The 25352-nt window shown below is 60.7% G+C and carries 21 protein-coding genes; 19 read left to right on the forward strand and 2 right to left on the reverse strand.

From position 1 onward, the window contains the following. Window positions 1–11: 11 nt before the first annotated feature. The 5 genes from EDE05_RS22915 (at window position 12) to exoR (ending at window position 7548) form a co-directional block, all read left to right on the forward strand. A complete protein-coding gene (locus tag EDE05_RS22915; RefSeq protein WP_112800219.1) occupies window positions 12–665 on the forward strand; it encodes a protein-L-isoaspartate O-methyltransferase in 654 nt (217 codons plus the stop codon). 249 nt (window positions 666–914) lie between these two features. Further along, the gene (locus EDE05_RS22920) at window positions 915–1733 is read left to right on the forward strand and encodes a DUF2497 domain-containing protein (protein ID WP_112800355.1); all 819 of its coding nucleotides are present in this window, start codon (window positions 915–917) and stop codon (window positions 1731–1733) included. A 119-nt stretch (window positions 1734–1852) separates the two neighbouring features. Then, entirely contained in the window at window positions 1853–4684 is a 2832-nt protein-coding gene (locus EDE05_RS22925) for a valine--tRNA ligase (protein WP_112800221.1), read from the forward strand. Window positions 4685–5035: 351 nt separating this feature from the next. After that, the gene (locus EDE05_RS22930; protein WP_134102976.1) at window positions 5036–6268 is read left to right on the forward strand and encodes an OmpP1/FadL family transporter; all 1233 of its coding nucleotides are present in this window, start codon (window positions 5036–5038) and stop codon (window positions 6266–6268) included. 485 nt (window positions 6269–6753) lie between these two features. After that, the gene (gene exoR, locus EDE05_RS22935; RefSeq protein WP_105374852.1) at window positions 6754–7548 is read left to right on the forward strand and encodes an exopolysaccharide production regulator ExoR; all 795 of its coding nucleotides are present in this window, start codon (window positions 6754–6756) and stop codon (window positions 7546–7548) included. 12 nt (window positions 7549–7560) lie between these two features. Here the strand turns inward: exoR and xth are convergent, their stop codons facing one another. Further along, on the reverse strand, window positions 7561–8349 hold the full coding sequence (gene xth, locus EDE05_RS22940) for an exodeoxyribonuclease III (RefSeq protein ID WP_112800225.1): 789 nt from the start codon (window positions 8347–8349) through the stop codon (window positions 7561–7563). 70 nt (window positions 8350–8419) lie between these two features. After that, window positions 8420–8749: an iron-sulfur cluster insertion protein ErpA gene (erpA, locus tag EDE05_RS22945; RefSeq protein WP_105374854.1), complete on the reverse strand. Its 330-nt coding sequence runs from the start codon at window positions 8747–8749 to the stop codon at window positions 8420–8422. A 149-nt stretch (window positions 8750–8898) separates the two neighbouring features. Between erpA and EDE05_RS22950 the strand changes: the two genes are divergently transcribed. The 14 genes from EDE05_RS22950 to EDE05_RS23015 all read left to right on the forward strand — a co-directional run bounded on the left by EDE05_RS22950 (window position 8899) and on the right by EDE05_RS23015 (window position 25203). Next, on the forward strand, window positions 8899–10116 hold the full coding sequence (locus EDE05_RS22950; protein WP_112800227.1) for a deoxyguanosinetriphosphate triphosphohydrolase: 1218 nt from the start codon (window positions 8899–8901) through the stop codon (window positions 10114–10116). 62 nt (window positions 10117–10178) lie between these two features. Then, window positions 10179–11936 carry an arginine--tRNA ligase gene (gene argS / locus EDE05_RS22955; RefSeq protein ID WP_112800229.1) on the forward strand — a complete coding sequence of 586 codons (1758 nt, stop codon included), beginning with the start codon at window positions 10179–10181 and terminating at the stop codon, window positions 11934–11936. A gap of 65 nt (window positions 11937–12001) precedes the next feature. Beyond that, a complete protein-coding gene (locus EDE05_RS22960) occupies window positions 12002–15043 on the forward strand; it encodes an SPOR domain-containing protein (RefSeq protein WP_112800231.1) in 3042 nt (1013 codons plus the stop codon). 77 nt (window positions 15044–15120) lie between these two features. Beyond that, a complete protein-coding gene (gene nagZ / locus EDE05_RS22965) occupies window positions 15121–16137 on the forward strand; it encodes a beta-N-acetylhexosaminidase (protein ID WP_112800233.1) in 1017 nt (338 codons plus the stop codon). A gap of 26 nt (window positions 16138–16163) precedes the next feature. After that, on the forward strand, window positions 16164–17012 hold the full coding sequence (locus EDE05_RS22970; protein ID WP_112800235.1) for a ScpA family protein: 849 nt from the start codon (window positions 16164–16166) through the stop codon (window positions 17010–17012). Between the two features lie 29 nt (window positions 17013–17041). Further along, window positions 17042–17725, forward strand: a complete 684-nt coding sequence (gene scpB / locus EDE05_RS22975) for an SMC-Scp complex subunit ScpB (protein WP_112800357.1) — start codon at window positions 17042–17044, stop codon at window positions 17723–17725. 49 nt (window positions 17726–17774) lie between these two features. After that, window positions 17775–18869 carry an ABC transporter ATP-binding protein gene (locus tag EDE05_RS22980; protein WP_112800237.1) on the forward strand — a complete coding sequence of 365 codons (1095 nt, stop codon included), beginning with the start codon at window positions 17775–17777 and terminating at the stop codon, window positions 18867–18869. 39 nt (window positions 18870–18908) lie between these two features. Continuing rightward, window positions 18909–19130 carry a twin-arginine translocase TatA/TatE family subunit gene (locus tag EDE05_RS22985; protein ID WP_105374861.1) on the forward strand — a complete coding sequence of 74 codons (222 nt, stop codon included), beginning with the start codon at window positions 18909–18911 and terminating at the stop codon, window positions 19128–19130. 33 nt (window positions 19131–19163) lie between these two features. After that, window positions 19164–19871 (forward strand): Sec-independent protein translocase protein TatB, encoded by a 708-nt coding sequence (gene tatB, locus EDE05_RS22990; RefSeq protein WP_105374862.1) that lies wholly within the window; start codon window positions 19164–19166, stop codon window positions 19869–19871. Then, window positions 19868–20692, forward strand: coding sequence for a twin-arginine translocase subunit TatC (gene tatC, locus EDE05_RS22995; RefSeq protein ID WP_105374863.1), 825 nt, complete (start codon window positions 19868–19870; stop codon window positions 20690–20692). Before tatB ends, tatC begins: the two co-directional genes overlap by 4 nt. 54 nt (window positions 20693–20746) lie before the next feature. Then, on the forward strand, window positions 20747–22030 hold the full coding sequence (gene serS / locus EDE05_RS23000) for a serine--tRNA ligase (RefSeq protein WP_132413197.1): 1284 nt from the start codon (window positions 20747–20749) through the stop codon (window positions 22028–22030). Further along, window positions 22030–22800: a 5'/3'-nucleotidase SurE gene (gene surE / locus EDE05_RS23005; RefSeq protein ID WP_105374865.1), complete on the forward strand. Its 771-nt coding sequence runs from the start codon at window positions 22030–22032 to the stop codon at window positions 22798–22800. The genes serS and surE overlap by 1 nt, the downstream gene beginning before the upstream one ends. Then, window positions 22797–23450: a protein-L-isoaspartate(D-aspartate) O-methyltransferase gene (locus EDE05_RS23010; protein WP_112800241.1), complete on the forward strand. Its 654-nt coding sequence runs from the start codon at window positions 22797–22799 to the stop codon at window positions 23448–23450. The genes surE and EDE05_RS23010 overlap by 4 nt, the downstream gene beginning before the upstream one ends. Window positions 23451–23610: 160 nt before the next feature. Then, window positions 23611–25203, forward strand: a complete 1593-nt coding sequence (locus EDE05_RS23015; RefSeq protein ID WP_112800244.1) for a LysM peptidoglycan-binding domain-containing M23 family metallopeptidase — start codon at window positions 23611–23613, stop codon at window positions 25201–25203. Window positions 25204–25352: the final 149 nt, after the last annotated feature.

Genomic DNA, 25352 nt, shown 5'->3' on the forward strand with positions numbered 1-25352 from the left:
GGACGACTGAGATGATGGATTTCGAAGCAGCACGTACGAAGATGGTCGAGAACCAGATCCGCACCACCGATGTTACGTCGCATTCGGTTCTGCGGGCGTTTTACAACGTCCCCCGTGAAGCATTCGTGCCCGCCAAGGCCAAGTCTCTCGCTTATATCGATACAGACATCGAAGTGGCGCCCGGACGGTACCTGATGGAGGCTTCGCCGCTCGCCAAGCTTCTGCAGCTCGCAGCCGTGACCAAAAACGATGTCGTACTCGAAGTGGGTACGGGTAGCGGATATGCAACCGCCATCCTGTCGCAACTGGCCGGGTCGGTAATCTCGATCGAGGTCGACGGGGCGCTGGCGGAACAGGCAACCCGGACCCTGTCGTCGCTTGGCCATGACAATGTCGCGGTGGTGACCGGGCAATTGCAGAACGGCTATGCGAGTGAAGCGCCCTATGACCTGATCTTTGTCAACGGGGCCGTCGAGGAGGTGCCGCCCGCGCTTCTCGACCAGCTCCGGGACGGGGGGCGTCTGGTGGCCGTCGTCGGTTACGGGAACGCAGCCCAGGCAAAGGTTCTCGTGAAAGAACAAGGTGTGATCTCCGAAAGCTCCTATTTCAACGCGTCCGTGAAAGCGCTGCCGGGCTTTCACAAGGCGAAGGAATTCGTCTTCTGATCGGTCGGATAATTCCATCGTGAAAGCAGAGCCGAGCAAGCGGCTCTTTTGCTGTTTGGGGCAGGGTTCATTTGGCCTGTTTTAGAAGAGTGTGACATACGGGATTCACATCCCCAACAAAACTGTGTATCGGTAGAGCGCCTGGGGCACTTGTCATTGTTTCCAGCCCCCCCAACACCTTAAGCTAACCGCGATTCGAAACCCTTGCATTCGGGTGCGAATCGATTGCCGGTAACAGCGGGGATGAAAATGGCTCAGCCAAATGTAGCGCGTGAACCCTCCATGGAGGAAATCTTGGCCTCGATCCGCCGGATCATTGAAAGCAATGAACCGACCGCCGAGAACGCGCTCTCCCGTCCGCTTCCCCAGACTTATGGCGATGACGAACTGGAAGGCTCCGAAGACGAGGGCTTTGCGCCGGACGTGGCCGCGAATGACCGCGGCATGCCGGCTGACGTTCCTGCGTCGATTAGCCAGCCGGAGCGCACCCTGTCGCTCGCCGATGTCGCCGCCCGCGTTCGCGCCGCCTCCTCCCGGCAGCCGGAGCCGGCCCCAGCACGGGTTGCTCCGATATCCGAGCCGGGTGGAGCGCCCGCTCAGCAGGCTCGTCAGGAGGAGGCTCCGCTTCGCCCTCTGACGCCGCGCATGCCGGAACTCCGCGGGCCGCGTCCGGAACCGGCGCCTGCGGCACAAGCGGCCCCGACACCGGCGCCGACTCAGCCCGAGCCGGTTCAGCGTGTCATGCCCGTTTTCGATCCGCCTCAGCCAGCCCCTACGCGGCTTGACGCTGCCGATCGGCAAGCGCCGAAGCCGGCACCACAGAGCCTGCCGGCCAAGATCGAGGAAACGGCCAATCTGCTGTCCCTCGAAGCAGGCGCCCAGGTTGCAAAGTCCTTCGGCGAACTGGCGGCTGTTTTCAACGGTATCGAACGGCGTTCGCTGGAAGACATGGCAGGCGATATGCTGCGGCCGATGCTGCAGGAATGGCTGGACGACAACCTGCCGACATTGGTCGAGCGTCTCGTGCGCGAGGAGATCGAACGCGTGGCCCGCGGCCCGCGCCGCTGATCCGTACCCGAGACCGATGATGCTGCCGCTCCGGTGACGGGGCGGCTTTTTTATTGACTTGGAACACCCCATCCTATTTACACCGCGATACCTCTCAAAGAACAGAACCGGGTCAGGAAATGCTCGAAAAGACCTATGATTCCGCAGCCGTAGAACCGAAAATCGCGCAAGCCTGGGACGAGGCGGACGCCTTCCGCGCCGGGGCGAACGCAAAACCGGGGGCGGACACCTTCACGATCGTGATCCCGCCACCGAATGTGACCGGTTCGTTGCATATGGGGCATGCGCTCAACAACACGCTGCAGGACATCATGGTCCGCTTCGAGCGCATGCGCGGGAAGGACGTGCTGTGGCAGCCGGGCATGGACCATGCGGGTATTGCCACCCAGATGGTCGTCGAGCGGCAGTTGATGGAGCGCCAGCTTCCCGGCCGACGCGAAATGGGCCGCGAGGCTTTCGTCGAGAAAGTCTGGGAATGGAAGGCGGAGTCCGGCGGCCTGATCTTCAATCAGCTGAAGCGTCTCGGCGCCTCCTGCGACTGGTCGCGCGAACGCTTCACCATGGATGAAGGTTTGTCCGAAGCCGTTCTTGAAGTCTTCGTGACGCTCTACAAGGAAGGCCTGATCTACAAGGACAAGCGTCTCGTCAATTGGGACCCCAAATTGCTCACCGCGATTTCCGACCTCGAAGTCGAACAGGTCGAGATCAAGGGCAATCTTTGGCATCTGCGCTACCCGCTCGAGCCGGGCGTCACCTATCAGTATCCGGTCGCCTTCGATGAGGACGGCAAGGCTACCGAATACGAGACGCGCGACTACCTGGTCGTAGCGACGACGCGGCCCGAAACCATGCTGGGCGATACCGGCATTGCCGTGAATCCGGAAGATGAGCGCTACAGAGCGATCGTCGGCAAGCATGTCATTCTGCCGATCGTCGGTCGACGCATCCCGATCGTCGCCGACGGCTATGCCGATCCGTCCGCGGGTACGGGGGCGGTGAAGATCACGCCTGCCCACGATTTCAACGACTTCGAAGTCGGCAAGCGGGCGGGACTCAGCGCCATCAACATCATGAACATCGACGGCACGATAGCCATCAAGGAAAACGAGGACTTCCTCGAAGGCCTCGATCATCCGGCTGCGCTTCACGGCGCCTGGGATCGCCTCGAGGGCCAGGACCGCTTTACCGCGCGAAAGATCATCGTCGAAATCTTTGAGGAAGCGGGCCTGCTCGACAGGATCGAGCCGCACAAGCACATGGTGCCGCATGGCGACCGCGGCGGAGTGCCGATCGAGCCCCGGCTGACCGAGCAGTGGTATGTGGATGCCCATACGCTTGCTCAGCCGGCGATCGCTGCGGTTCGCGAAGGCCGCACCAAATTCGTCCCGAAGAACTGGGAAAAGACCTATTTCGAATGGATGGAGAATATCCAGCCCTGGTGCATCTCGCGCCAGCTCTGGTGGGGACACCAGATCCCGGCCTGGTATGGCCCGGACGGCCAGGTTTTCGTCGAGAAGACGGAAGAAGAGGCGCTACAGGCGGCCATCCAGCACTATCTTGCTCATGAGGGGCCGATGAAGGCCTTCGTTCAGGATAAGCTCGAGAACTTCAAGCCGGGCGAAATCCTGACGCGCGACGAAGATGTGCTGGATACCTGGTTCTCCTCGGCCCTATGGCCGTTCTCGACCCTCGGCTGGCCGGATCAGACGATTGAGCTTGAGAAATATTACCCGACCAGCGTTCTCGTCACCGGCTTCGATATCATCTTCTTCTGGGTCGCCCGCATGATGATGATGGGACTTCATTTCATGAAGGATGAAGAGGGCAATCCGGTCGAGCCATTCCATACGGTCTATGTTCACGCGCTGGTGCGGGACAAGAACGGCCAGAAAATGTCGAAATCCAAGGGCAACGTCATCGACCCGCTGGAACTGATCGATGAATATGGCGCGGACGCCCTGCGCTTCACGCTGGCGATCATGGCCGCTCAGGGCCGCGACGTCAAACTCGATCCGGCGCGTATTGCGGGCTATCGCAACTTCGGCACCAAACTCTGGAACGCCACGCGCTTTGCCGAGATGAATGGCGTCAAGGGCGATGCGGCATTCGTTCCAGAGACGACGACGCTCACCATCAATCGCTGGATTCTCACGGAGCTTTCCGCAACGATCAGCGACGCGACCGAGGCGATCGAGAGCCAACGCTTCAACGAGGCGGCCGGCGCACTCTACCGTTTCGTCTGGAACCAGGTCTGCGACTGGTATCTCGAATTCCTGAAGCCGATCTTTGCGAGCGATGACGAAAAGGCCAAAGCGGAAGCCCAGGCCTGCGCGGCCTATGTTCTGGAAGAGACCTATAAGCTCCTTCATCCTTTCATGCCCTTCATGACGGAAGAGCTTTGGGCCCATACCGATACCCGCGATGGCCTGCTCTGCCACGCCGATTGGCCGGCGCCAGAATTTTCCGACACGGCGGCGGCCGAAGAGATCAACTGGTTGATCGATCTCGTGACCGGCCTTCGTTCGGCGCGCGCCGAGATGAACGTTCCGCCTTCGGCCGTGGCTCCGCTGATCGTCGTGGGCGCCAACGAGACCAGCCAGACGCGGCTCAAGCGTCACGAGGCTGCGATCCGCCGTCTCGCTCGCGTGGAAAGCATCGACCTTGCGGATATTGCGCCCAAGGGGGCCGCTCAGATCGTCGTGGGAGAGGCTACGGCCTGCCTGCCGCTCGGCAATCTGATCGACCTGACTGCCGAACGTGCGCGGATCGAGAAGGCCATAGGCAAGACGGCCGACGAAATGGATCGCATCGGCAAGAAACTGGCGAACGAGAAATTCGTCGCCAATGCCGATCCCGAAGTGGTTGCAGCCGAACGCGAACGCTTCGCCGAACTCGAGGTGCAGACGGCCAATCTGAAAACGGCGCTTCTCAGAATCACCGAAGCAGGCTGATTCGCCCCACATCGCTTTGAGCAAATGCCGCGCCGAAACAGGCGCGGCATTTCTTTTTCAGGCTTCGTCAATCTGTCGCAAAAATGTGCAGCCGCTTGCTTTCGAGAAAGCCGCAATGTTGCCACATTGACACATAATCCAACCGAAAAGTAATAAATTTCTAATATTCTGGATCTGTATTACTAGAAGGCAGAAAAATTTTGCGACATATAGTCGCTTCGGTCTGGTTCCTCAGTTTTTTACGTAAATCATGACCTTCCACCCCCGGAAGGTTCAGGACAGCTGAAAGTTGTCAATCAGAGGGAAACATTTAGAGTGATTCCGATCACTTACCAGGGAGTGGGAGCAATTATGGTAAGAACAATAATATCGAGGGGTCTCTTGGTTGTTGCCGCAGGTTGCGGACTGCAGTCGACGGCCCTAGCGGGAGGACTTGAGCGGGGCGGTTATAATATCGACCTGCTTTTCGATCCTTCGCAGTTCGCAGTGGAGTCGAGCGCTACCTTCGTCATGCCTCAGCGCAAGGTGAAGAACGTAGTCGATACAAATACTCTCCCGATCCCTGCGCCGAACCTCAATACGCTCGGCTACTCGACGTCTGCCGACGATAGTGAAAACTATTGGTCGCCCCGGATCGGCGCAAAGGCTGGGTATAACGGCCTGGATTGCATGTTCGACTATTCGCAGCCCTATGGCGCCCACACGAAGCCTGGTGCGCGCTGGGCGGGTGCCTACGACAACATCGAGACGAAAGTTAACAGCGATAACTATGCTCTGACTTGCTCTTATCGTTTTGACGTGGGCCCGGGACAGCTTCGCGTCATCGGTGGTGCCAACTACCTTCAGATGGATGGCTTTAAAGAGCGCCTGCTTGTAGCTCCGGAACTGATAGGTTTTGCCGCTAGCGGCGTCGGTCGTCTTGATCTTGAAGCGGACGGATGGGGTTGGCGCGCCGGCCTCGCCTATGAAATTCCGGAATATGCGTTTCGCGCAACTCTTATGTACTACAGCGAAGTGAAATTGAAGGAAATCACGGGCACGGTCGACCTGACTCAGGTACCTGCCATAGTCAGCCCTCTCGGCGGCCTGATATTGCCGGTAGAGGGATCGACGTCCATGCCGGACGCTCTCGAATTGAAGGTTCAATCCGGTATCGCTCCCGGTTGGCTCGCATTCGGTTCGGTCAAGTGGACCGATTGGAGCCAGTTGCAGCGTATTGCGTTCTATAACAGCGGGGTCGAAATCACGTCTCTCGATCTCGGTTATCGGGACGGCTGGACGGTCACCGGCGGTATTGGCCATAAGTTCAACGATCAGTGGAGCGGCGCTCTGAGCGTTACCTGGGATCGCGGGACATCCCAGGAGTTTGGCACCCAGACCGATAGCTGGCTCTTCGGTGCAGGCGTTGCCTATTCGCCAAATCAGAATGTCGAGATTCGCCTTGGTGGTGTGGTCGGCATTCTGACTGGGGGAGATTCCAGCGGCACGGTGATCGATGGAACGCCGGCCGGTCACAGGGCGACCTATGAGTACGACGACGATCTGGTTGCGGCTCTGTCGACTTCCCTCAAGATCAAGTTCTGATCTTTCCATCATCAAGAAAAAGCCCGGTTGCGACCGGGCTTTTTTGTGGCCGCGCGCAAATTGCGACAGATAAAGTCGTCGTTCCGATTGTGACGATTTGGCAACATTTTTTTGGGACGATCGTCAGGCGCATCGAGAGGATGCGTTCTGTCCATTTCCCGCCACAAACGAAGCGCAGCGATAAACGGACAGCAGGGGCGGACCGCGGGGGCGGGGCGCAAGTTTGGAGTATCATGGGCGGGTTTTCCAAAGAAATGCCGGGGCTCTGGCACAACGGCAGCCGTGTATCGGCGCCGATATGCTTCGCCGTACTTCCACCGGCAATGGGTCCAAGTGTTGCCGAAAACGGCACGTACAGTTTCCGACGCCTGTCAGGAGGAGTGGCCGGTGGACATGCCCGTCAAAGCCTCTCTGCAAAGACACGGAGTGCTCGAGCTGCGGCCGCCTGCCGCGTAGCTTCGCAGCAGAGTGAAAGAAACTGAAACATGCCGAAGTCTGACATCGGATCCATGAGAGTATTGCTTCTTGGAATGTCGCTCGCCTCGCTATTGGCGGGTTCGGCCTCGGCCTTTGACATCAAGTCCGGCGTGACCAAGGAGTCAGGCCCGTTCGATCTCTTCAAGTTTGGCTTCAAGGCCTATAAGAACGGCCAGAAGGAAGACGCTGTCGAGGCCTATCGGTATGCGGCCGAGAAAGGCCATACCGGCTCGCGCTGGGCGCTTGCCAATATGTATGCCTATGGCGACGGCGTGGCGAAGGATGATTTCGAAGCCTTCAAGATCTACAACGAGATCGCCGCTCAGGGGGTGGAGCCCGGCTCGGAAGATACGAGTTTCTTCATCAACGCGCTGTTGTCGCTTGCAAATTATTATCGACGCGGCATTCCCGGCAGCCCCGTGAAGCCTGACCTGTCGCAGGCGCGTCAGCTCTATTTCCAGGCGGCATCGACCTTTGGCGTGGCGGAAGCCCAGTTCCAGCTGGCCAAGATGATCCTTGCGGGAGAGGGCGGCACCGCCAATATCCAGCAGGCCAAGAAATGGCTGAACCAGGCCCGCAAAAACGGCCACGCGGGCGCGATGTCCGTCTTCGGCAACGTGCTCTTCCAGGAGGGCCAGACCGTGCGTGGACTGGCTTTCATGACGGCCGCGCTCGACAAGTGTTCTGCCAAAGAGTGCAACTGGATGCAGCAGCTGCAGGAGCAGGCTTTCTCCGTCGCCGGTGAGGAGGACCGCCGCGGAGCAGTCGCGCTCTCGCAGCAATTTGCCCAGGGCGCCGACTAGACCCGCACTGCTTCAGCCAAAATCGAAGATACCGATGACAGGCACGTGGTCCGACGGCTTTTCCCAAGCCCGCACATGCTTTTCGATCGCGGTGGACTTCAGCCGGTCGAGGGCTTCCGCCGAGAGGAGCAGGTGGTCGATGCGGATGCCGTTGTTCTTCTGCCAAGCGCCGGCCTGATAATCCCAGAAGGAATAAAGCTTCGTCGCGTCCGTCGTTGCGCGCACGGCATCGACAAGGCCGAGATTTTCCAGGCGCCGGAAAGCCGCGCGAGTTTCGGGCAGGAAGAGCGCGTCGGTCGCCCACACCGCCGGGTCGAAACAATCGTGCGGTTCGGGAATGACATTGTAGTCGCCGGCCAGGATCAGCGGCTCTTCGAGTAATAGGCACTCCTCAGCATGCCGCCGCAGCCGCTCCATCCAGGCAAGCTTATAGGGGTATTTAACCGGATCCTCGGCCGGATTGCCGTTCGGCAGGTAGATGGACGCCACGCGGATCGCCCCGCCTGCAACGGAGAAAACACCTTCGATATAACGGGACTGCTCGTCGCCTTCACCGCCAGGCAGGCCGCGAAGCACCTCGTCGGGACGGGTCTTCGACAACAGGGCTACTCCGTTGAAGCCTTTCTGCCCATGCGTCTCGACGTGATAGCCGAGCGCCTCGATTTCCAGCCGCGGAAAGTTCTCGTCGACCGATTTGATCTCCTGAAGGCAGACGATGTCGGGTTGGGAATCGGCAAGCCATTGACGCAAATTGTCGATGCGCGCCTTCACGCCGTTGATGTTCCAGGTGGCTATCTTCATGGGCCGTCCCTTCCTCTTTCGCTTCCTCTTTTAGCGAAAGAGGAAGCGTTGGGAAGGGCAAAGATCGGTGTCAGACCGAGAAGCTCGTACCGCAGCCGCAGCTTGCGACGGCATTCGGGTTCCTGATCTGGAAGGACTGGCCGAGCAGGTTATCGACGAAATCGATTTCGGAGCCGGCCATGTAGACGAGCGAAAGACTGTCGATCAGCACCTTGGCTTCCCCATTGGCGACGACGACATCGTCGGCTTCCGGCGCTTCGGCGAGATCGAACTTGTAGGAAAAGCCGGAACACCCTCCGCCTTCGACGGAGACACGCAGCGCCTGCTTGCCTTCTTCGCTGGCGACGATTTCCGTAATGCGCTTTGCGGCGGCATCCGAAAGAGTTACATTTATGTCCATATCCGTCTCCTGCCGGGTTCAAGGCCCGGTGAGTTCCGGGCAAAATCCCGGAGATTCCCGTCACCGGCGTTGCGCACGGCTTCACTATAGGTATGAAGGCTTGAACGGCGCGTCAATGGCCGGCTTGGAACGAAGAGACAGGTGAACGAATGACGATTGATACCGGTGCCCTCGGCTTTGGCAGCGGCGAACGGGCCGCCTATGCCGCCAATCCCTGGGCTTCGCGCGGCCGGCTCTTTCCGGAGCCGAGCAGTCTGACGCGTTCGGAGTTCCAGCGCGACCGCGATCGTATCGTCCACACGACTGCATTCCGCCGTTTGAAGCACAAGACTCAGGTCTTTATCAGCCCCGACGGCGATCATTACCGTACGCGGCTCACCCACACGATCGAAGTTGCTCAAATTGCCCGAGCGCTCGCGCGTGCCCTCAAGCTGGACGAGGATTTGGCCGAGGGCGTCGCGCTCGTTCATGATTTTGGCCATACGCCCTTCGGACACACGGGGGAGGACGCACTCCACGAATTGCTCGAACCCTATGGCGGCTTCGACCACAATGCCCAATCGCTCAGGATCGTCACCAAGCTGGAACGCCATTATGCGGAGTTCGACGGCCTTAATCTCACCTGGGAAAGCCTGGAGGGGCTCGTCAAGCACAACGGCCCACTCCTGACCAAAACGGGTGAGGGTACCCGCGGGCCCGTTCCGCAGCCGATTCGTGACTATTGCGAACTGCACGATCTGGAGCTGGCGAGCTATGCGAGCCTTGAAGCTCAGGTCGCCGCGATTTCAGACGATATCGCCTACAATACCCACGATATCGATGACGGCCTGCGTTCGGGGCTTTTGACCTTTGAGATGCTGGAGGATGTCCCTTTCCTCGCCAAGGTCATGGCGGACGTAAGGCAGCGTTATCCGCATCTGGAAGCAAGCCGCTTCACCTACGAAATCACTCGCCGGCAGATCACCCACATGGTGGAGGACGTGATCGGCGTCACGCAGGACAATCTGCGGAAGCTGCGGCCGCAGAGCGCCGACGATGTTCGCAACTCCGATCAGGTCATGGCCACTTTTTCCGGCGAAGTTGCCGAGACCGATCGCTGTATCAAGAAGCTTCTGTTCTCGCGGATCTACCGGCATCCCGAAATCATGCGAATTCGTGCGGGCGCGGCCCAGATTCTCTCCGATCTCTTCAACGCCTACATGAACGATCCGACCCTTATGCGCAGCCACTATTGGGTGAACCACATTGCCGGCCTGAACGAGGGTGCAAAAGCCCGCCATGTGGCCGATTATCTGGCCGGCATGACCGACACCTATGCCGTCAGGGCGCATGGCGAGCTGTTTGACCAGACTCCCGATTTGCGATAGGCAGCCGCCAACAACAACGGCTTTTCAAGGGCCCGCGCGGCAGTCTTGCGCGGATGAGTGATATGAATCTGTTTGCCGACTTCGAAAATAGAATTAAGAATGCTTTGGAAGAACTTGATATTATCAAGGAAAAGCGAAGCGAAGTCGATTTCGGGCGTGTTGCGGTCGAACCCCCGCGCGACCAGAGCCACGGCGACGTAGCAACCAATGCGGCCATGGTGCTGGCCAAGCCGCTTGGCACGAATCCACGTGCGCTTGCCGATATTATCGCTGTAGCGTTGCGTGACGATCCTGATATCAGCGAAGTGTCCGTTGCCGGCCCTGGCTTCATCAATATCCGTCTTTCCACCGGCTATTGGCAACGCCTGCTGGCTTCGATGATCGAGCAGGGCACAAGCTATGGCCGTTCCACTGTCGGCGCGTCCAAAAAAGCAAATGTCGAATATGTCTCGGCCAATCCCACCGGACCCATGCATGTCGGTCATTGCCGTGGCGCGGTGGTGGGCGACGCGCTTGCCAACCTCATGGCATTCGCCGGCTACGATGTCACCAAGGAATATTATATCAACGACGCGGGCAGCCAGATCGACGTGCTGGCGCGTTCGGTCTTCCTGCGCTACCGCGAGGCGCTCGGAGAGACGATCGGCGAAATCCCGTCGGGTCTCTATCCGGGAGACTATCTGGTTCCTGTCGGACAGGCGCTTGCCGAGGAATATGGCCCGCGTCTGCATAACATGTCGGAAGAGGATTGGCTGCCTATCGTCAAGGACAAGGCGATCGACGCTATGATGACGATGATCCGCGAGGATCTCGATGCGCTGAACGTTCACCACGACATCTTCTTTTCCGAACGCGCACTGCATGCCGGTGGAGCGCAGCGTATTCGCGCCGCCATCAATGACCTGACCTTCAAGGGGCATGTCTATCGCGGTACCCTGCCGCCGCCGAAGGGGCAGCTGCCCGAGGATTGGGAAGATCGCGAGCAGACGTTATTCCGTTCGACCGAGGTGGGCGACGACATCGATCGGCCGCTGATCAAGTCCGACGGAAGCTATACCTATTTTGCAGCCGACGTTGCTTATTTCAAAGACAAGTTCGACCGCGGCTACGACGAGATGATCTATGTGCTCGGCGCGGACCATGGTGGGTATGTAAAACGCCTGGAAGCGCTGGCGCGTGCCGTTTCCGGCGGCAAGGCCAAGCTGACGGTGCTTTTGTGTCAGTTGGTCAAGCTGTTCCGCAATGGCGAGCCGGTGAAGATGTCCAAACGTTCCGGCAATTTCGTGACCCTGCGCGAAGTGGTCGACGAGGTCGGCCGTGACGCGGTTCGTTTCATGATGCTCTACCGGAAGAGTTCAGAGCCGCTCGACTTCGACTTTGCCAAGGTGACGGAGCAGTCGAAGGACAATCCGGTCTTCTACGTGCAATATGCCCATGCCCGTTGCGCGTCGGTGTTCCGGCAGGCGCAGAAGGCATTTCCGGATCTCGATATCGAATCACTCGATCTGGCGGCCCACGCAAACCTGATCTGCGAAGAGAACGAGTTGCGGTTGATCGCCAAGCTTGCAGAATATCCACGGGTTGTTGAGGCTGCGGCCGTTGCGCAGGAGCCGCATCGACTTGCATTTTACCTCTATGATCTGGCAAGTTCTTTCCACGGCCATTGGAGCAAGGGCTCCGAAAATGCCGACTTACGCTTTGTTAACGATAAGAACCGACAATTGAGCGTCGCCAGGCTTGGGCTGGTGCATGCTGTCGCCTCTGTTTTGAAGTCCGGACTTGCTATAACAGGCACAGCAGCACCAGAAGAAATGCGCTAGAATCGCCACCATTTCCCCACATTGCACTGGCATATGCGTTGTAATGTAGGTGAGTGGACGAGGTAATGGCAGACAACAACCTTGCGCGTAGCCGGAATGATTTGCCGGATTTCTTTGCCGATGATGACCCGCTGGCCGAACTTGCCCGCATTGTAGGTTACGAAGATCGGCCCGTCACTAAGCAGGCGTCGCCGTTTGGCGATGATGCTTATTCGTCTCGTCGCGACCCTGCTTTTAATCTGGAGGACGAACTCCTGCAGGAGTTCGAACGCTACGATGCGCCGCGTCTTGACCCGATTCACGACATAAGCATTGACGACGCGCCGCGTGCGGTTTTGTTTGCCGAGCCGGAATTCGATGGCGCCGTGGAAACTGCGGCGGAATATCCTCCGGCATTGCTGCCGGGCGACCGTGACAGCTTAGACGGTGAAGCTTTCTCTGTTAGCGATGACGAGCCGTCGTATCCGGCCGGAAGCTATCGCGACGTATCCGCCTCGGAACCGGCTGCTGCCGAAATTTCCGATGCCGATCGCATCGAGCCGGTCTTCGACCTGCCCGATCTGCCGGCCGTCGAAGCCGTTTCCGAAGCGCCGTCGACTGGCGTAGCCGGGGCCGTCGATGGATTTGATGATGAATTCGACCTAGCTGCCGAGCTGGAGACTTCCATTGGCTCCGAGCCCGCCGTTGACAGCGAGCCGGAGGTAAAGCCGGAGCCGAGAGCCAAGACCGGCTATATTCCGGGCTTCCGCATGCCGCTGGCAAATTTCAACGTTGCGCGGGCACCGGAGCCGGCTCCACGTGCGCAGCCTGTGGCGCCCCAGCCGGTCGAAGAAGCCCTGGACCTGCCGGTGCTCGAGGATCTGCCGGTTCTGGGCGCTACCACGCCTGTCCACGAAGTGCCGGTCACGGCGTCGCAGACGGAGAAATTTGAACAGGCAAAAGCTCCGGCTTCCGCTGCCGTCTCGCCCGTCGCCACTGAGCCCGCTCCGCCGGCTTCGATCGAGCCCTCGGCTGTCGCATCGTCTCAAGCCGAGGTTCGGTCCGAACCGGAGAGCCGGTTTTCGGAACTTGACGAACTGATCTACGACGTTCAGCGATATTCGCTTGCTGCCACCCGCGAGAAACCCGACTCACCTGCCGTTGTCGAGGACACGGCGGCTGTCGCCGCTGTGCCCGCCGCGAACCCTGCGCCGGAAACGATTGTTCCGGTAGCTGTTGCCCCGGCCATCGAGGCGCGGGCCGCAGAGGACGCAGCGATCGACGAATTCGACCCCTTCTCCGACGACGAGTTCGAGATCGCGCTCGATGATCTGGAGCTCGACCTTGCCGAGTTGATCGTCGAAGAAACGAAAAAACAGCCCGAACAAACTGCCAGGCCTGCTCTGGAATCAGAAACGGTGTCATACGAGCCGGAAATTGCCGCTGCCCGTACCATGCCTTCAGCAGTGGCAGTTCCGGCGATGGAACCGGAGGCGAGGGAGGAGACGGATCTTGTCGCCGAGCTCCCCTTCGATCCGGCCCAGATTGCCGATGCGGAAGACCATGTTGAGGCGATAGCCGAGCTCGACGTTCCGTCGCTGCCGGCCGAGGAGCCCGAGCAGGCGCCGGCCTATCGTCCGGACTACGACCTCGATATCGACGCCGAATTGGCGACGCTCCTGATGACGCCAGAAAAGGCGCAGCCGACGCCCGCGCGCAAGCCGGAAGTCGATATTGCTTCCATGGCGCCGGCGACGGCAAACCGCTCTGTTCAGGCGAGCCAGCCGCCGAGCTATTCCGACCTCGACGACTTCGAACGGGCGCTGGAAGAAGATTTCCGCCGCAGCCTTTCGGCTCCGTTGCAGCCGGCCGCACACGAAGAACTGCACTACGGCGAGGCCGATTATCTGGCAACCGTGGAAAATGCGCGTCGCTCTGCGGTCGGCCGCTTTGCCGTTCCGCTGGCTCTGGTGGGTGTTGTCATTCTCGGCGGCATCGGTGCCTATGCGTGGTTGGGCAGCAGTGCGCCCGGTAACGTCGCAAGCGGCGAGCCGGTCGTTATCGCCGCTGATACGGACCCGATAAAAGTCGCTCCGGAGAACCCGGGCGGCAAGACTGTTCCGAACCAGGACAAGGCCGTCTACGACCGCGTTGCGGGTGTATCGGCCCAGGATCCGAAGCAGCCGACATTGATTTCCTCCAGCGAGGAACCGGTGGATGTCGTCCAGAAGACCCTGATGCCGGATTCGCTGCCGCTTGAAGGTGAGAACGAGATCGAACCGGTGGAAGTGGCGGACACAAAGGATGCGCGCCTGCTGCCGCAGGACGAACCTCAGGAGACCGCCGCGGCAGAGCAGCCGCCGGTGACCATCATGCCGCGCAAGGTCAAGACGATGATCGTGCGGCCCGACGGCAAGCTTGTCGAACAGGAAGTTCCTGCCCCGGCGCTTGCCGCCCCGGAGACCGAAAAGCTGCCCGCGGCCGGCACGAAGCCGGTGGAGGTCGCAGCCGTTCCCGCCAATTCTCCGGTTTCCGCTCCCGCAACGCCGGTTCAAACTCGGCCGGTCTCGGCAGCGCCGAATGCGAATGTCGCACCGGTTGCCGCACCGACAACGGCCGCGCCCGAGCCGATGAATACCGGTACGCCAGCTCCGGCGTCGCCAGTTGTCGACCCGGCTGCCACCCAGGCGGCCGCACCCGCTGCCGTTCCCGCCGTTGAGACGTCGGCGCCAGTCATCAAGGCCCCTGTTCCGAGGGCACGTCCGGCGGAACAGCCGGTCAATGTGGTTGCTGCGGTGACCGATCAGGGCAATATTCGTGCTCCTGGCCAGCCTGCCTCTCAACAGGTTGCCTCGGCGTCCGCCCAGGCGGCTCCCGTCGGCGAAGGTGGCTACGTGATCCAGATTGCGTCGCTGCCGTCGCAGGCCGAAGCCCAAAAATCCTACCAGAGCCTGTCAGCGAAATTCGGCAGCGTGATTGGCGGCCGCGGCGTCGATATCAAGGCCGCGGAAGTTGCCGGCAAGGGTACGTTCTATCGCGTTCGCATTCCTGCAGGCGGCAAGAACGATGCCGTGGCGCTCTGCGAAAAATATCGCGCCGCCGGCGGAAGCTGCCTTGTCGCAAGATAGGCAACAGCAATGAATGGAAAGGCGGGGCGCTTGGCGCCCCGTTTTTCGTTTGGGCTTCCATCGACTAAGATGGCGCCATGACCGAATCAAAAGCCATGATCCTGGGCTCGAGCGGCCCGACCCTCACCGCCGACGAAATCGCGCTTTATAGGGATGAACGTCCCTGGGGCTTTATCCTGTTTGCCCGCAACTGCCTCGAGCCGAAGCAGATTTCCGATCTCGTCGCAGCCATGCGCGACGCAGTTGGGAGGCCTGAAGCGCCGGTGCTGATCGATCAGGAAGGGGGCCGCGTGCAGCGCATCCGGCCGCCGATGATCGAGCGTTATCCCTCGGCCGCCGCACTTGGCGAGCTCTATAGACGGGACCGGTCCAAGGGACTGCGCGCCGCATGGCTGATGTCGCGTCTGCATGCCTTCGACCTCATGAAATTTGGTATCAACGTCGATTGCCTGCCGGTACTCGACGTGCCGATCGAGGGGGCAAGCAACGTGATCGGCGATCGTGCCTATGGGTTCGATCCGAAGACCGTGTCGGACATGGGCCGGGCGGCGGCGGCGGGACTGAAGGCCGGCGGCATGCTGCCGGTCATGAAGCATATCCCAGGCCACGGACGCGGCATGGCGGATTCTCACCATGAACTGCCTGTTGTCGCCGCCTCCCGGGCCGAGCTCGAAGCGCACGATTTCCTGCCGTTCATGGCGCTCAAGGACGAGCTTATGGCGATGAGCGCGCACATCGTCTTTACGGCGATCGATCCAGCCGAACCGGCGACCATTTCTCGAAAGGTGATCGAGGAAGTCATCCGCGGCCATATCGGCTTCGACGGCCTCTTGATGTCCGACGACACCTCGATGAACGCTCTGAAGGGCACGATCGGAGAGCGTGCAGCGAGAATCGTTGGGGGTGGTTGCGATATTATCTTGCATTGCAACGGCGTCATGGAAGAAATGAAAGCCGTGGTGAAGGAGGCGATCCCGCTCGCCGGCGAGGCGCTGAGGCGCGCCGAAGCGGTAGAGCGAGCCTTCGGGCGGGGTGATGGGGCTGACGAATCGGCTCTGCGCGCCGAGTTTCATGGGCTGCTTGCCGTCTCCTGACGGCGACGGACAGAGTGAGGTTGGGAATGGCCGTGACGACATCGCAGAATGCCATTCCGATGGACAAGCTGTGGCAAGAACCGGAACGGGCCGCAGACGATCCGGCGCTGGTGATTGATGTCGGTGGTTTCGAAGGTCCGCTCGACCTGCTGCTTCATCTTGCCCGCAACCAGAAGGTCGATCTTGCCCGCATTTCCGTGCTGGCGCTGGCAGAGCAATATCTCCAGTTCATCGAGAGTGCCAGACGGGTGCGCATAGAACTCGCGGCCGATTATCTCGTCATGGCTGCCTGGCTGGCGTATCTGAAATCCAAACTCCTCATACCGCAGCAGGCAAGGGGCGATGACGGCCCGAGCGGCGAGGAGATGGCGGCAACGCTCGCCTTCCGTCTGAAGCGGCTGGAGGCGATGCGGGAAGCGGCAACGCGGCTTGTCAATCGCAATCGCCTCGGCCGTGACGTATTCGCCCGCGGCGCGCCGGAGCATATTCCGCATCGGGTGCAGTCTGCCTATGACGCCACGCTTTACGATCTCCTCTCGGCCTATGCCAATCTGCGGCAACGCGGCGCGGTTACGCAGGTGACGATCGAAAAGCGCAAAGTCTGGTCGCTGGCCGACGCTCGCAACCTGTTGACCCGGATGCTCGGCGAAATCGCCGATTGGACAGCGCTGCAACACTATCTGTTGCCTTATCTGCCGCCGGAGGACCGGATCACCGCAACCGCGAGCGCCTTTGCCGCATCGTTGGAACTGGTGCGCGAGGGCAGGCTCGAAATTCGCCAGGATGGGGCATTTCAGCCGATCTATTTGCGCAAGGGGCAATCCTCGGGAACGACGAACCCCCTGCTGCAAGCCATGGCAGGAGACGTCGATTGACGCCTGACGAGGATGACGATCTGCCGGTGATGGAAACCGAAGAAGGCGAAACCGAGCCGATGTCGCTGATCGAGGTCGAGCGGATAGCGGAGGCGCTGGTCTTTGCCTCCTCCGAGCCGGTTCCGGAAGCCTTTCTTTCCGAACGCCTGCCGCGCGGCACCGATGTCGGCGCTGTGATGCGTCGGCTGATGGAGGCCTATGCGCCGCGTGGCGTTAACCTCATCAGGACGGGCGATCGGTGGGCCTTTCGTACGGCGGCGGACCTCTCGTTCGTCATCCGCAAGGATGAGAACGAGGCAAAGAAACTATCGCGGGCGGCGCTCGAGGTGCTGGCGATCATCGCCTATCACCAGCCGGTCACGCGTGCCGAGATCGAGGAGATCCGCGGCGTCCAGACATCCAAAGGCACGCTCGACGTGCTGATGGAAGCCGGCTGGGTGCGCTTCCGCGGCCGCCGTCGAACGCCGGGGCGCCCTGTGACGCTCGGCACGACCGTGGAATTCCTCGACCATTTCGGCCTTGAGGAGCTGCGCGACCTGCCGGGTCTCGAAGAATTGAAGGCGGCCGGCCTTCTCTCCGGTCGCATCCCTCCGGGCTTTGCCATACCGATACCGCAGAATGTCGACGAGCTTGCGGAGGACGAGGATCCGATCACGCAGCTCGACCTCGAGGAGCTTGGGCTCTTGACACCCGGCGGGGAAGCGGACGAATAGCGTCGAACTGTCGAAACAGCCCGAACTGCGGGTGCAAACGGGCATTGTCATGACCACACAGACGGCCAGCGGGGAGACCAGACGAAAGACGGGCGTCACTTTCGCGTCGCGCCTGGCGTTCGAGGATATCCGGCATTCCTACCATGGCAAGGAGACGATTCGCGGGATCTCGCTCGCGGCGGAACCCGGAGAAGTCCTGTGCCTGCTCGGTCCCTCCGGCTCCGGCAAGACGACCTTGCTGCGGATTGCCGCGGGTTTAGAGGCTCAAAGCCATGGCCGGATCGTCATCGACGGCCGCGAAGTTGCTGGTCCGCAAGGTTTCCTACCTCCGGAAAAGCGCGGCGTTGGGCTGATGTTCCAGGATTTCGCACTCTTTCCACATATGACGGTGCTGGAAAACGTTCGCTTCGGGTTGACGGCGCTCTCTGCCAAAGAGGCAATCGCGGAAGCCGGAGCCGCATTGGAGCGCGTCGGCTTGTCGCACCACGCGGCAAAATATCCCCACGCGCTCTCGGGCGGGGAGCAGCAGCGCGTCGCGCTTGCCCGTGCGCTGGCGCCGAGGCCGGGCGTACTTTTGATGGATGAGCCCTTTTCCGGCCTCGACTCCAGGTTAAAGGATACCATCCGGACTGACACATTGACGATCCTGAAGGAGAGTCGCGCAACGGCGATCGTTGTCACGCATGATGCCGAGGAGGCTATGCGGATGGCAGACCGGATTGCGCTTCTAAGGGACGGATCCCTTGTGCAGCTAGGCGCGCCGGCCGATCTCTACAACCGCCCTTGCAGCTTGTTTGCCGCCGCTTTCTTTTCGGAAATCAATGAGTTGTCGGGTGTCGTCAAGGATGGTGCAGCCCAGACGCCGTTAGGCACGGCGCCGGCAGAGGGGTTGGCTGAAGGCAGTCAGGTCTCCGTAGCAGTAAGACTGTCTGATGTCGATGTCGCTGCTGAAGGGGGCGCGGTCGAAGCCCGCATCCTGTCGCGCAGGTTCCTGGGGATTGTAGAATTGCTCACCCTTGCGGTTGCCGGAAGCGACGATCCCATCCGCGCCCGGGTGCGCGCCGGTCGAGTTGCGCCGGGGGTTCACGACGTCTCTGTAACGGTCGCGCCCCGAGACATTTTGGTGTTTGAAAAAGCACCATAAAGAGCTTACATCGATAATACGGTTCTAATGGAGTAGACTATGGGTTCTTTTAGTGTGTGGCACTGGCTGATCGTTCTGGTCATCGTGCTCGTTCTCTTCGGACGCGGCAAGATTCCGGAATTGATGGGCGACGTCGCAAAAGGCATCAAGAGCTTCAAGAAGGGCATCACCGAAGACGATGCTCCGGAGGCAAATGGTACGACGACTGCGAAGACAGTCGATCACAAGCCGGACGAGGCCAAGGAAACCACCCGGTCTTGATAACGGTGGCCGGGCTCCAGGAGCCTCATTAGCATGCTTGATATCGGCTGGACCGAGCTACTTGTCATTGCGATCGTTCTTATCGTCGTCGTAGGTCCCAAGGACTTGCCGCCCATGCTGAGGGCGTTTGGCAAGATGACAGCGAATTTGCGCAAGATGGCGGGTGATTTTCGAACGCAATTCGACGAGGCATTGCGGGAGTCGGAACTTGATGACGTCCGCAAGACGATCTCCGACGCCCAGCGCCTGAACCCGTCCAACGCGCTACGGGATGCAATCAATCCGCTGCGGCAGATGGGCGAGGAGATCAGGGCGGATTTGCAGAAGACGACGCATGTGCCAACACCTGACGTGGTGCCGACCGACATCGAGGCTCGGCAGGCGGTCGAAGGTGTGACGACGGGCGAGGCGGCCGCTGAAGCAAAAAACGCGGCAAATGTGTCGGCGCCCTCTTTGACCCTGCCGTCAACCGCGCCGCCTGTCTCCGCTCCGCTCTCGGGACCTGACCGGCCTCCGTCGGCGGCTGCCGGATCTCCAGCCGAGAAGCCGAAGCCCTCTCGTAAGACTGCTGCCAAGACCAAGCCTGCTGCCGCGCCTGAACCCTCGGCGGGGGCGGCCGAAAAGCCGCAGCGCGGCCGCGCTGCAAAGCCCGCTCCCCGGGTTGCCGAAGAGGTTGCCGCCAAGGCGCCGGCTCGCAGACGTGCGGCGAAGAAGACTGATACCCCGAAGGGTGACGCATGAGCGGTGATTACGAAGACAAACCGCAGCCTCTGATGGAGCATCTGATCGAGCTGCGTACCCGCCTGATGTGGTCGATCGGGGCGTTTTTCGTTGCTTTCGTGATCTGCTTCTTCTTTGCAAAGCAGCTCTTCAACCTGCTCGTCGTCCCTTACAAATGGGCGGTCGTGTGGGCAGGACTCGATCTCGCGAAATCCGAACTGATCTACACGGCGCCGCAGGAGTTCTTCTTCACCCAGGTGAAGGTGGCAATGTTTGGCGCGCTGGTGATCGCCTTTCCGGTTATCGCCTCGCAGCTCTACAAGTTCGTGGCGCCTGGTCTCTATAAGAACGAGCGAGCGGCCTTTCTGCCGTTCCTCGTCGCGTCCCCGATCCTGTTCCTGATGGGCGGTGCGCTGGTTTATTTCTTCTTTACGCCAATGGTCATGTGGTTCTTCCTTGCCATGCAGCAGGCGCCGGGGGAAGGCGATGTCGCCATCTCGCTGCTGCCGCGTGTTTCGGAATATCTGAGTCTGATCATGACGCTGGTCCTGTCTTTCGGCCTGGTCTTCCAGCTGCCGGTCGTCACGACGCTGCTTGCGCGGGTCGGGTTGCTGACCAGCCAATGGCTGAGGGAAAAGCGCAAGTTCGCGATCGTCATCGCTTTCGTGGTTGCCGCCGTGCTCACGCCGCCGGACCCGATGTCTCAGATCGGCCTTGCGCTGCCCACCATCCTTCTCTACGAGATTTCCATCTACGCCGCACGACTCGTCGAGCGCAAACGTGCTGACCAAGCCCTTGCTGAGCAAGCCTCTTCGGACGTTGCGGAGACGGAAAAGGCTTGATCCTTCCGGTCCTGCTTGCGAGTTGGCGGCATCACGCTTCAAAGGCAAGGAACGATGCTCGATATCAAGTGGATCAGGGAAAACGAAGCAGCTCTGGACGAAGCGCTGAAGAAGCGCGGAGCAGAGCCTATGGCGGCAACGCTTCTGTCGCTTGACGACAAGCGCCGTTCCGTCATCCAGAAGCTGCAGGACATGCAATCCCGCCGTAACGCCGCCTCCAAGGAGATCGGGATTGCGCTCGGACAGAAGAATTCCGAGCTTGCCGAGAAGCTGAAAGCCGAAGTCGCGCAGATCAAGGACACCATGCCCGCCGCCGAACAGGAGGAGCGGGAGGCCGTTGCTGCGCTTGACGATGCACTGTCGCGGGTCCCCAACATTCCGCTTGATGACGTGCCGGTCGGCAAGGACGAGCACGACAATGTCGTGAAGCGCGTGGTGGGCGAGAAGCCGCGCTGGAACCACGCCGCCAAGGAGCATTTCGAGATCGGCGAGGTGCTCGGTTATATGGACTTCGAGCGTGCGGCAAAGCTCTCCGGTGCTCGTTTCACCGTGCTGACCAGCCAACTCGCCAGGATGGAGCGCGCGCTCGGCCAGTTCATGCTCGACATGCATACGACGGAGCATGGCTATACGGAGGTCTCATCGCCGCTGATGGTTCGTGACGAGGCCATGTATGGTACCGGGCAACTGCCGAAGTTCGCCGAGGATTTGTTCAGGACGACCGATGGCCGTTGGCTGATTCCGACCGCCGAAGTGACCCTCACCAACCTGGTCTCGGGGGAGACGCTGGAGCAGGAAAAGCTGCCGCTGCGCTTCACCGCACTCACCCCGTCGTTCCGCTCGGAGGCCGGTTCGGCCGGCCGCGATACCCGCGGAATGCTGCGCCAACATCAGTTCTGGAAATGCGAATTGGTGTCGATCACCGATGCCGACAGCTCGATCGCCGAGCATGAACGGATGACCGAATGCGCCGAGAATGTATTGAAGCGGCTCGGATTGCATTTCCGCACGATGACGCTCTGCACCGGCGATATGGGATTCGGTGCCCGCAAGACCTACGACATCGAGGTCTGGCTGCCCGGTCAGGACACCTACCGCGAAATCTCCTCCTGCTCCGTTTGCGGTGATTTCCAGGGCCGCCGGATGAACGCCCGCTATCGTGTCAAGGATGACAAGAACCTCAGGTTCGTGCACACGCTGAACGGTTCCGGCGTCGCCGTCGGGCGTTGCCTGATTGCAGTCATGGAGAACTACCTCAACGAAGACGGATCCATCACCGTTCCCGACGCGCTGCTGCCTTACATGGGCGGCATCACCAAGATCGAGCGGGCGAACTGATGCGTATCCTCCTGACCAATGACGATGGCATCCATGCGGAAGGTCTCGCGGTGCTGGAGCGCATCGCAAGGCAGCTTTCCGACGATGTCTGGATCGTCGCGCCGGAAACGGACCAGAGCGGTCTTGCCCATTCGCTGACGCTGTCCGAGCCGCTGCGGCTCCGCAAGATCAGCGAAAAGCACTTTGCCTTGCGCGGCACGCCGACCGATTGCGTCATCATGGGCATCCGCGAAATCCTGCCGGAAAAGCCGGACCTCGTGCTTTCCGGCGTCAACGACGGGGCCAACATGGCCGACGACGTGACTTATTCGGGAACGATCGCGGGCGCGATCGAAGGGACGCTCCAGGGTGTGCGTTCTTTTGCTCTGAGTCAGGCCGTGCGCCGCGAGAACGGTCGCTTCGCGCCATGGGAAGTGGCGGAATCCTTTGCTCCGGACTTGATTCGGAAATTGAGCGACGTGGAATTGCCTGACGGCACATTCCTCAACCTCAACTTTCCGAATTGCGAACCGAAGGACGTTCAGGGCGTGGAGGTGACCTCCCAGGGCAAGCTCGATTTCGGCCTGACGATCGATGCTCGAAACGACGGCCGAGGCCTGCCTTACTACTGGTTGCGTTTCGGCGAGCGGAAAGGCCATTTCCGCGATGGAACCGATATCCAGGCCCTCAAGGAAAACAAGATCTCCGTGACGCCCCTTAAGCTGGACCTGACCGATCATTCGGTTCAGGATCGTGTGGCCAAGGCATTGGGATTTGGAGCGGCCGATTGAAATCGGGCATGGTCGAAAAGGAAGGCTTCGCGGCGCTGGTGCTGCGTCTCAGGTCGGAAGGTATTTCCGACCTCGATCTTCTGACTGCCGTCGAGCAGACGCCGCGTTCGCAATTCGTGCCCGCCCCCCTCGCGGACGATGCCTATTCCAGCCGCACCGTCCCGATCGACTGCGGATCTTTCATGGAAGGTGCCGATCTTGCCGTCAGGCTTTTGCACCGCCTGCAGGTCAAGCCCGGACACCGTGTGCTCGAAATCGGCACGGGCAGCGGTTTTACCGCAGCGGTCATGGGTCGCATCGCGGAGCGGGTTCTAAGCGTCGAGCGTTACCGCACCCTGGTTGCCGCCGCGCAGGAGCGCATGGATGCCCTGGATCTCCGCAATGTCGTCGTGCGCCAGGCCGACGGCAGCAATGGCATGCCGGGCGAGGGCACCTTCGATCGCATCTTCGTGACAGCGGCGTTCCCGTCGCTGCCGCGCTTTTATGCCGAGCAGCTTACCCATGGTGGCTCGATGGTGGCGCCGCTGATGATTGATGACGAGACCTGCATGATGACGCGTCTCACCAAGACGGGCAGCCGGTTCGAGCGGGAGGACCTGTTCACGGTGCCCTACCTGCCGATCATTCCGCATGTGGCCGCGGCGCTCTGAAGATCTCGATCCAGCCGATTGTTCCATGGCTGCGATAGCTCTGGACGTCATGGTTATCAATTTGACAAAAAAATCGATCTAAGCCGGCCGCTTTAACCGGGCGGTAAGACTAACGCGGTTTAATGACTCACACGATGGTTGCGTATCTGTAGGTCGAGTCATGCGTCATAAGAGTTCTCCGAAATTCGGAAAGTCCGTTGCCAAGTTCGCCGTTGCGGGCCTTCTCGCCAGTGTGGCGACGGGGTGCAGTTCGGATGCGACCCGCTTCTCCGGCCTCTTCTCCAAGTCCGATAATATTACCACGGCATCGATCCCGCAGCGTCAGGGCGGCGGGGCCTATGGTCAGGCGCCCACTCCCAGGGCCGAACTTGCCGGCGGCCAGGCTCTGCCTCCGGTCCCGCAGGGTGACTATGGCTCGCGGAACACGGCTATGAACCAGCCTTATCCAGCAAATTCCGGTGGTTATTCTTCGCCGGCTCGCGCGGCCTCAGCGCCCGTCGCAGTCCAGCGTGCAGAGCTTGCGGCTCCTGGCGCGACGCCTCCAGCTCGCGATCCGGCCAACCGCCAGCAGGCCCTTGCCCAGCCATTCCCAAGCAGCCAGGCCTCAGCGCCGAAGCTCGCGGCTCCGTCGGCTGCGTCAGCCAAGGCCGACAGCCTGACGACCGGAACCGTCAAGCCGATGTCCGGCTGGTCCACGGTCAACGCGCCGAAGGTGACGTTGAAGCCCGGCGAGACGGTGGCGACACTGTCCAAGCGTTACGGCGTGCCGGAAAAGGAGATCCTGAAGGCCAACGGCGGAGCTGTTGCCCCCGGCCAGAGCGTCGTGATCCCCACCTTCGGGCCAGCGCGCAATTCGGCCAAGGTCGCCGCCGGGGATATCGACATTCAGAACAAGGCGCCTGCGCCGGCACAGCAGCCGGAGCAGAAGGTCGCCGTCCTTCCGTCCCAGGCCCGCGACAAGACGCTTGCCGAGCCCGCCAAGCTCACGCCTCCGGGTGGGAAGCCCATGGGCGGCACCTACACGGTCAAGCCAGGCGATACGCTTACCAAGATCGCACGGGAGACCGGCACCTCCGTCGACCAGCTCAAGGCTGCCAACAATCTTTCCGCCGGTGGTATCCGGGTGGGGCAGACGCTGAAGGTCGCAAACGGTGCCGCAGCGCCCGCAGCCGATCCGGTCAAGACGGCATCCATTCCGCAGCAGCCGACTGAAAAGGCGGCCGCGTCGCCGAAACCTGCCGTCGCCGCAGCGCCCGCCGCCGCTCAGCCGGCAACGCCTGCTTCTGCGCCGGCCGCCAAGGCTCCCGCGGAGACCGCATCGGTCGCCGATGTCGAGAAGAAGTCGGATGTTGCTGCCGCTGCACCACAATCCACGGGCATCAGCAAGTATCGCTGGCCGGTGAACGGCGCAGTCGTCGCGGGCTACGGCCAGAATGTCGACGGAAACCGCAATGACGGTATCGATATCTCGGTCCCGGAAGGCACGCCGATCAAGGCTGCCGAAAACGGCGTAGTCATCTATGCCGGCAACGGCTTGAAGCAGCTCGGCAACACGGTTCTCGTGCGTCACGACGACGGCAAGGTCACCGTTTACGGCCATGCGGGCAACATCAACGTGACGCGCGGCCAGAAAATCACCCGCGGCCAGACGCTCGCCTCTTCCGGCATGAGCGGTGACGCCAAGCGCCCGCAGGTCCATTTCGAGGTCCGCAAGGACGCGACCCCGGTCAACCCGATTACCTTCCTTGAATAATGTAGTGCGTTTCAAGGGGACGGCGGAAAAGCCCGGCAGTGCCGGGCTTTTTTGCGTTGTGCGCCCAGCATGGGCGCATTCTTGTGGGTGGAAGTCCCACCGTAAGCTGGTCATGGCGAGCGAAGTGAAGCGCAACTGCGGAAGGGCGA

Origin of the sequence: Neorhizobium sp. R1-B, assembly GCF_004368875.1 — a bacterium.
In the GTDB taxonomy this organism is placed as follows: Bacteria; Pseudomonadota; Alphaproteobacteria; order Rhizobiales; family Rhizobiaceae; genus Neorhizobium; species Neorhizobium huautlense.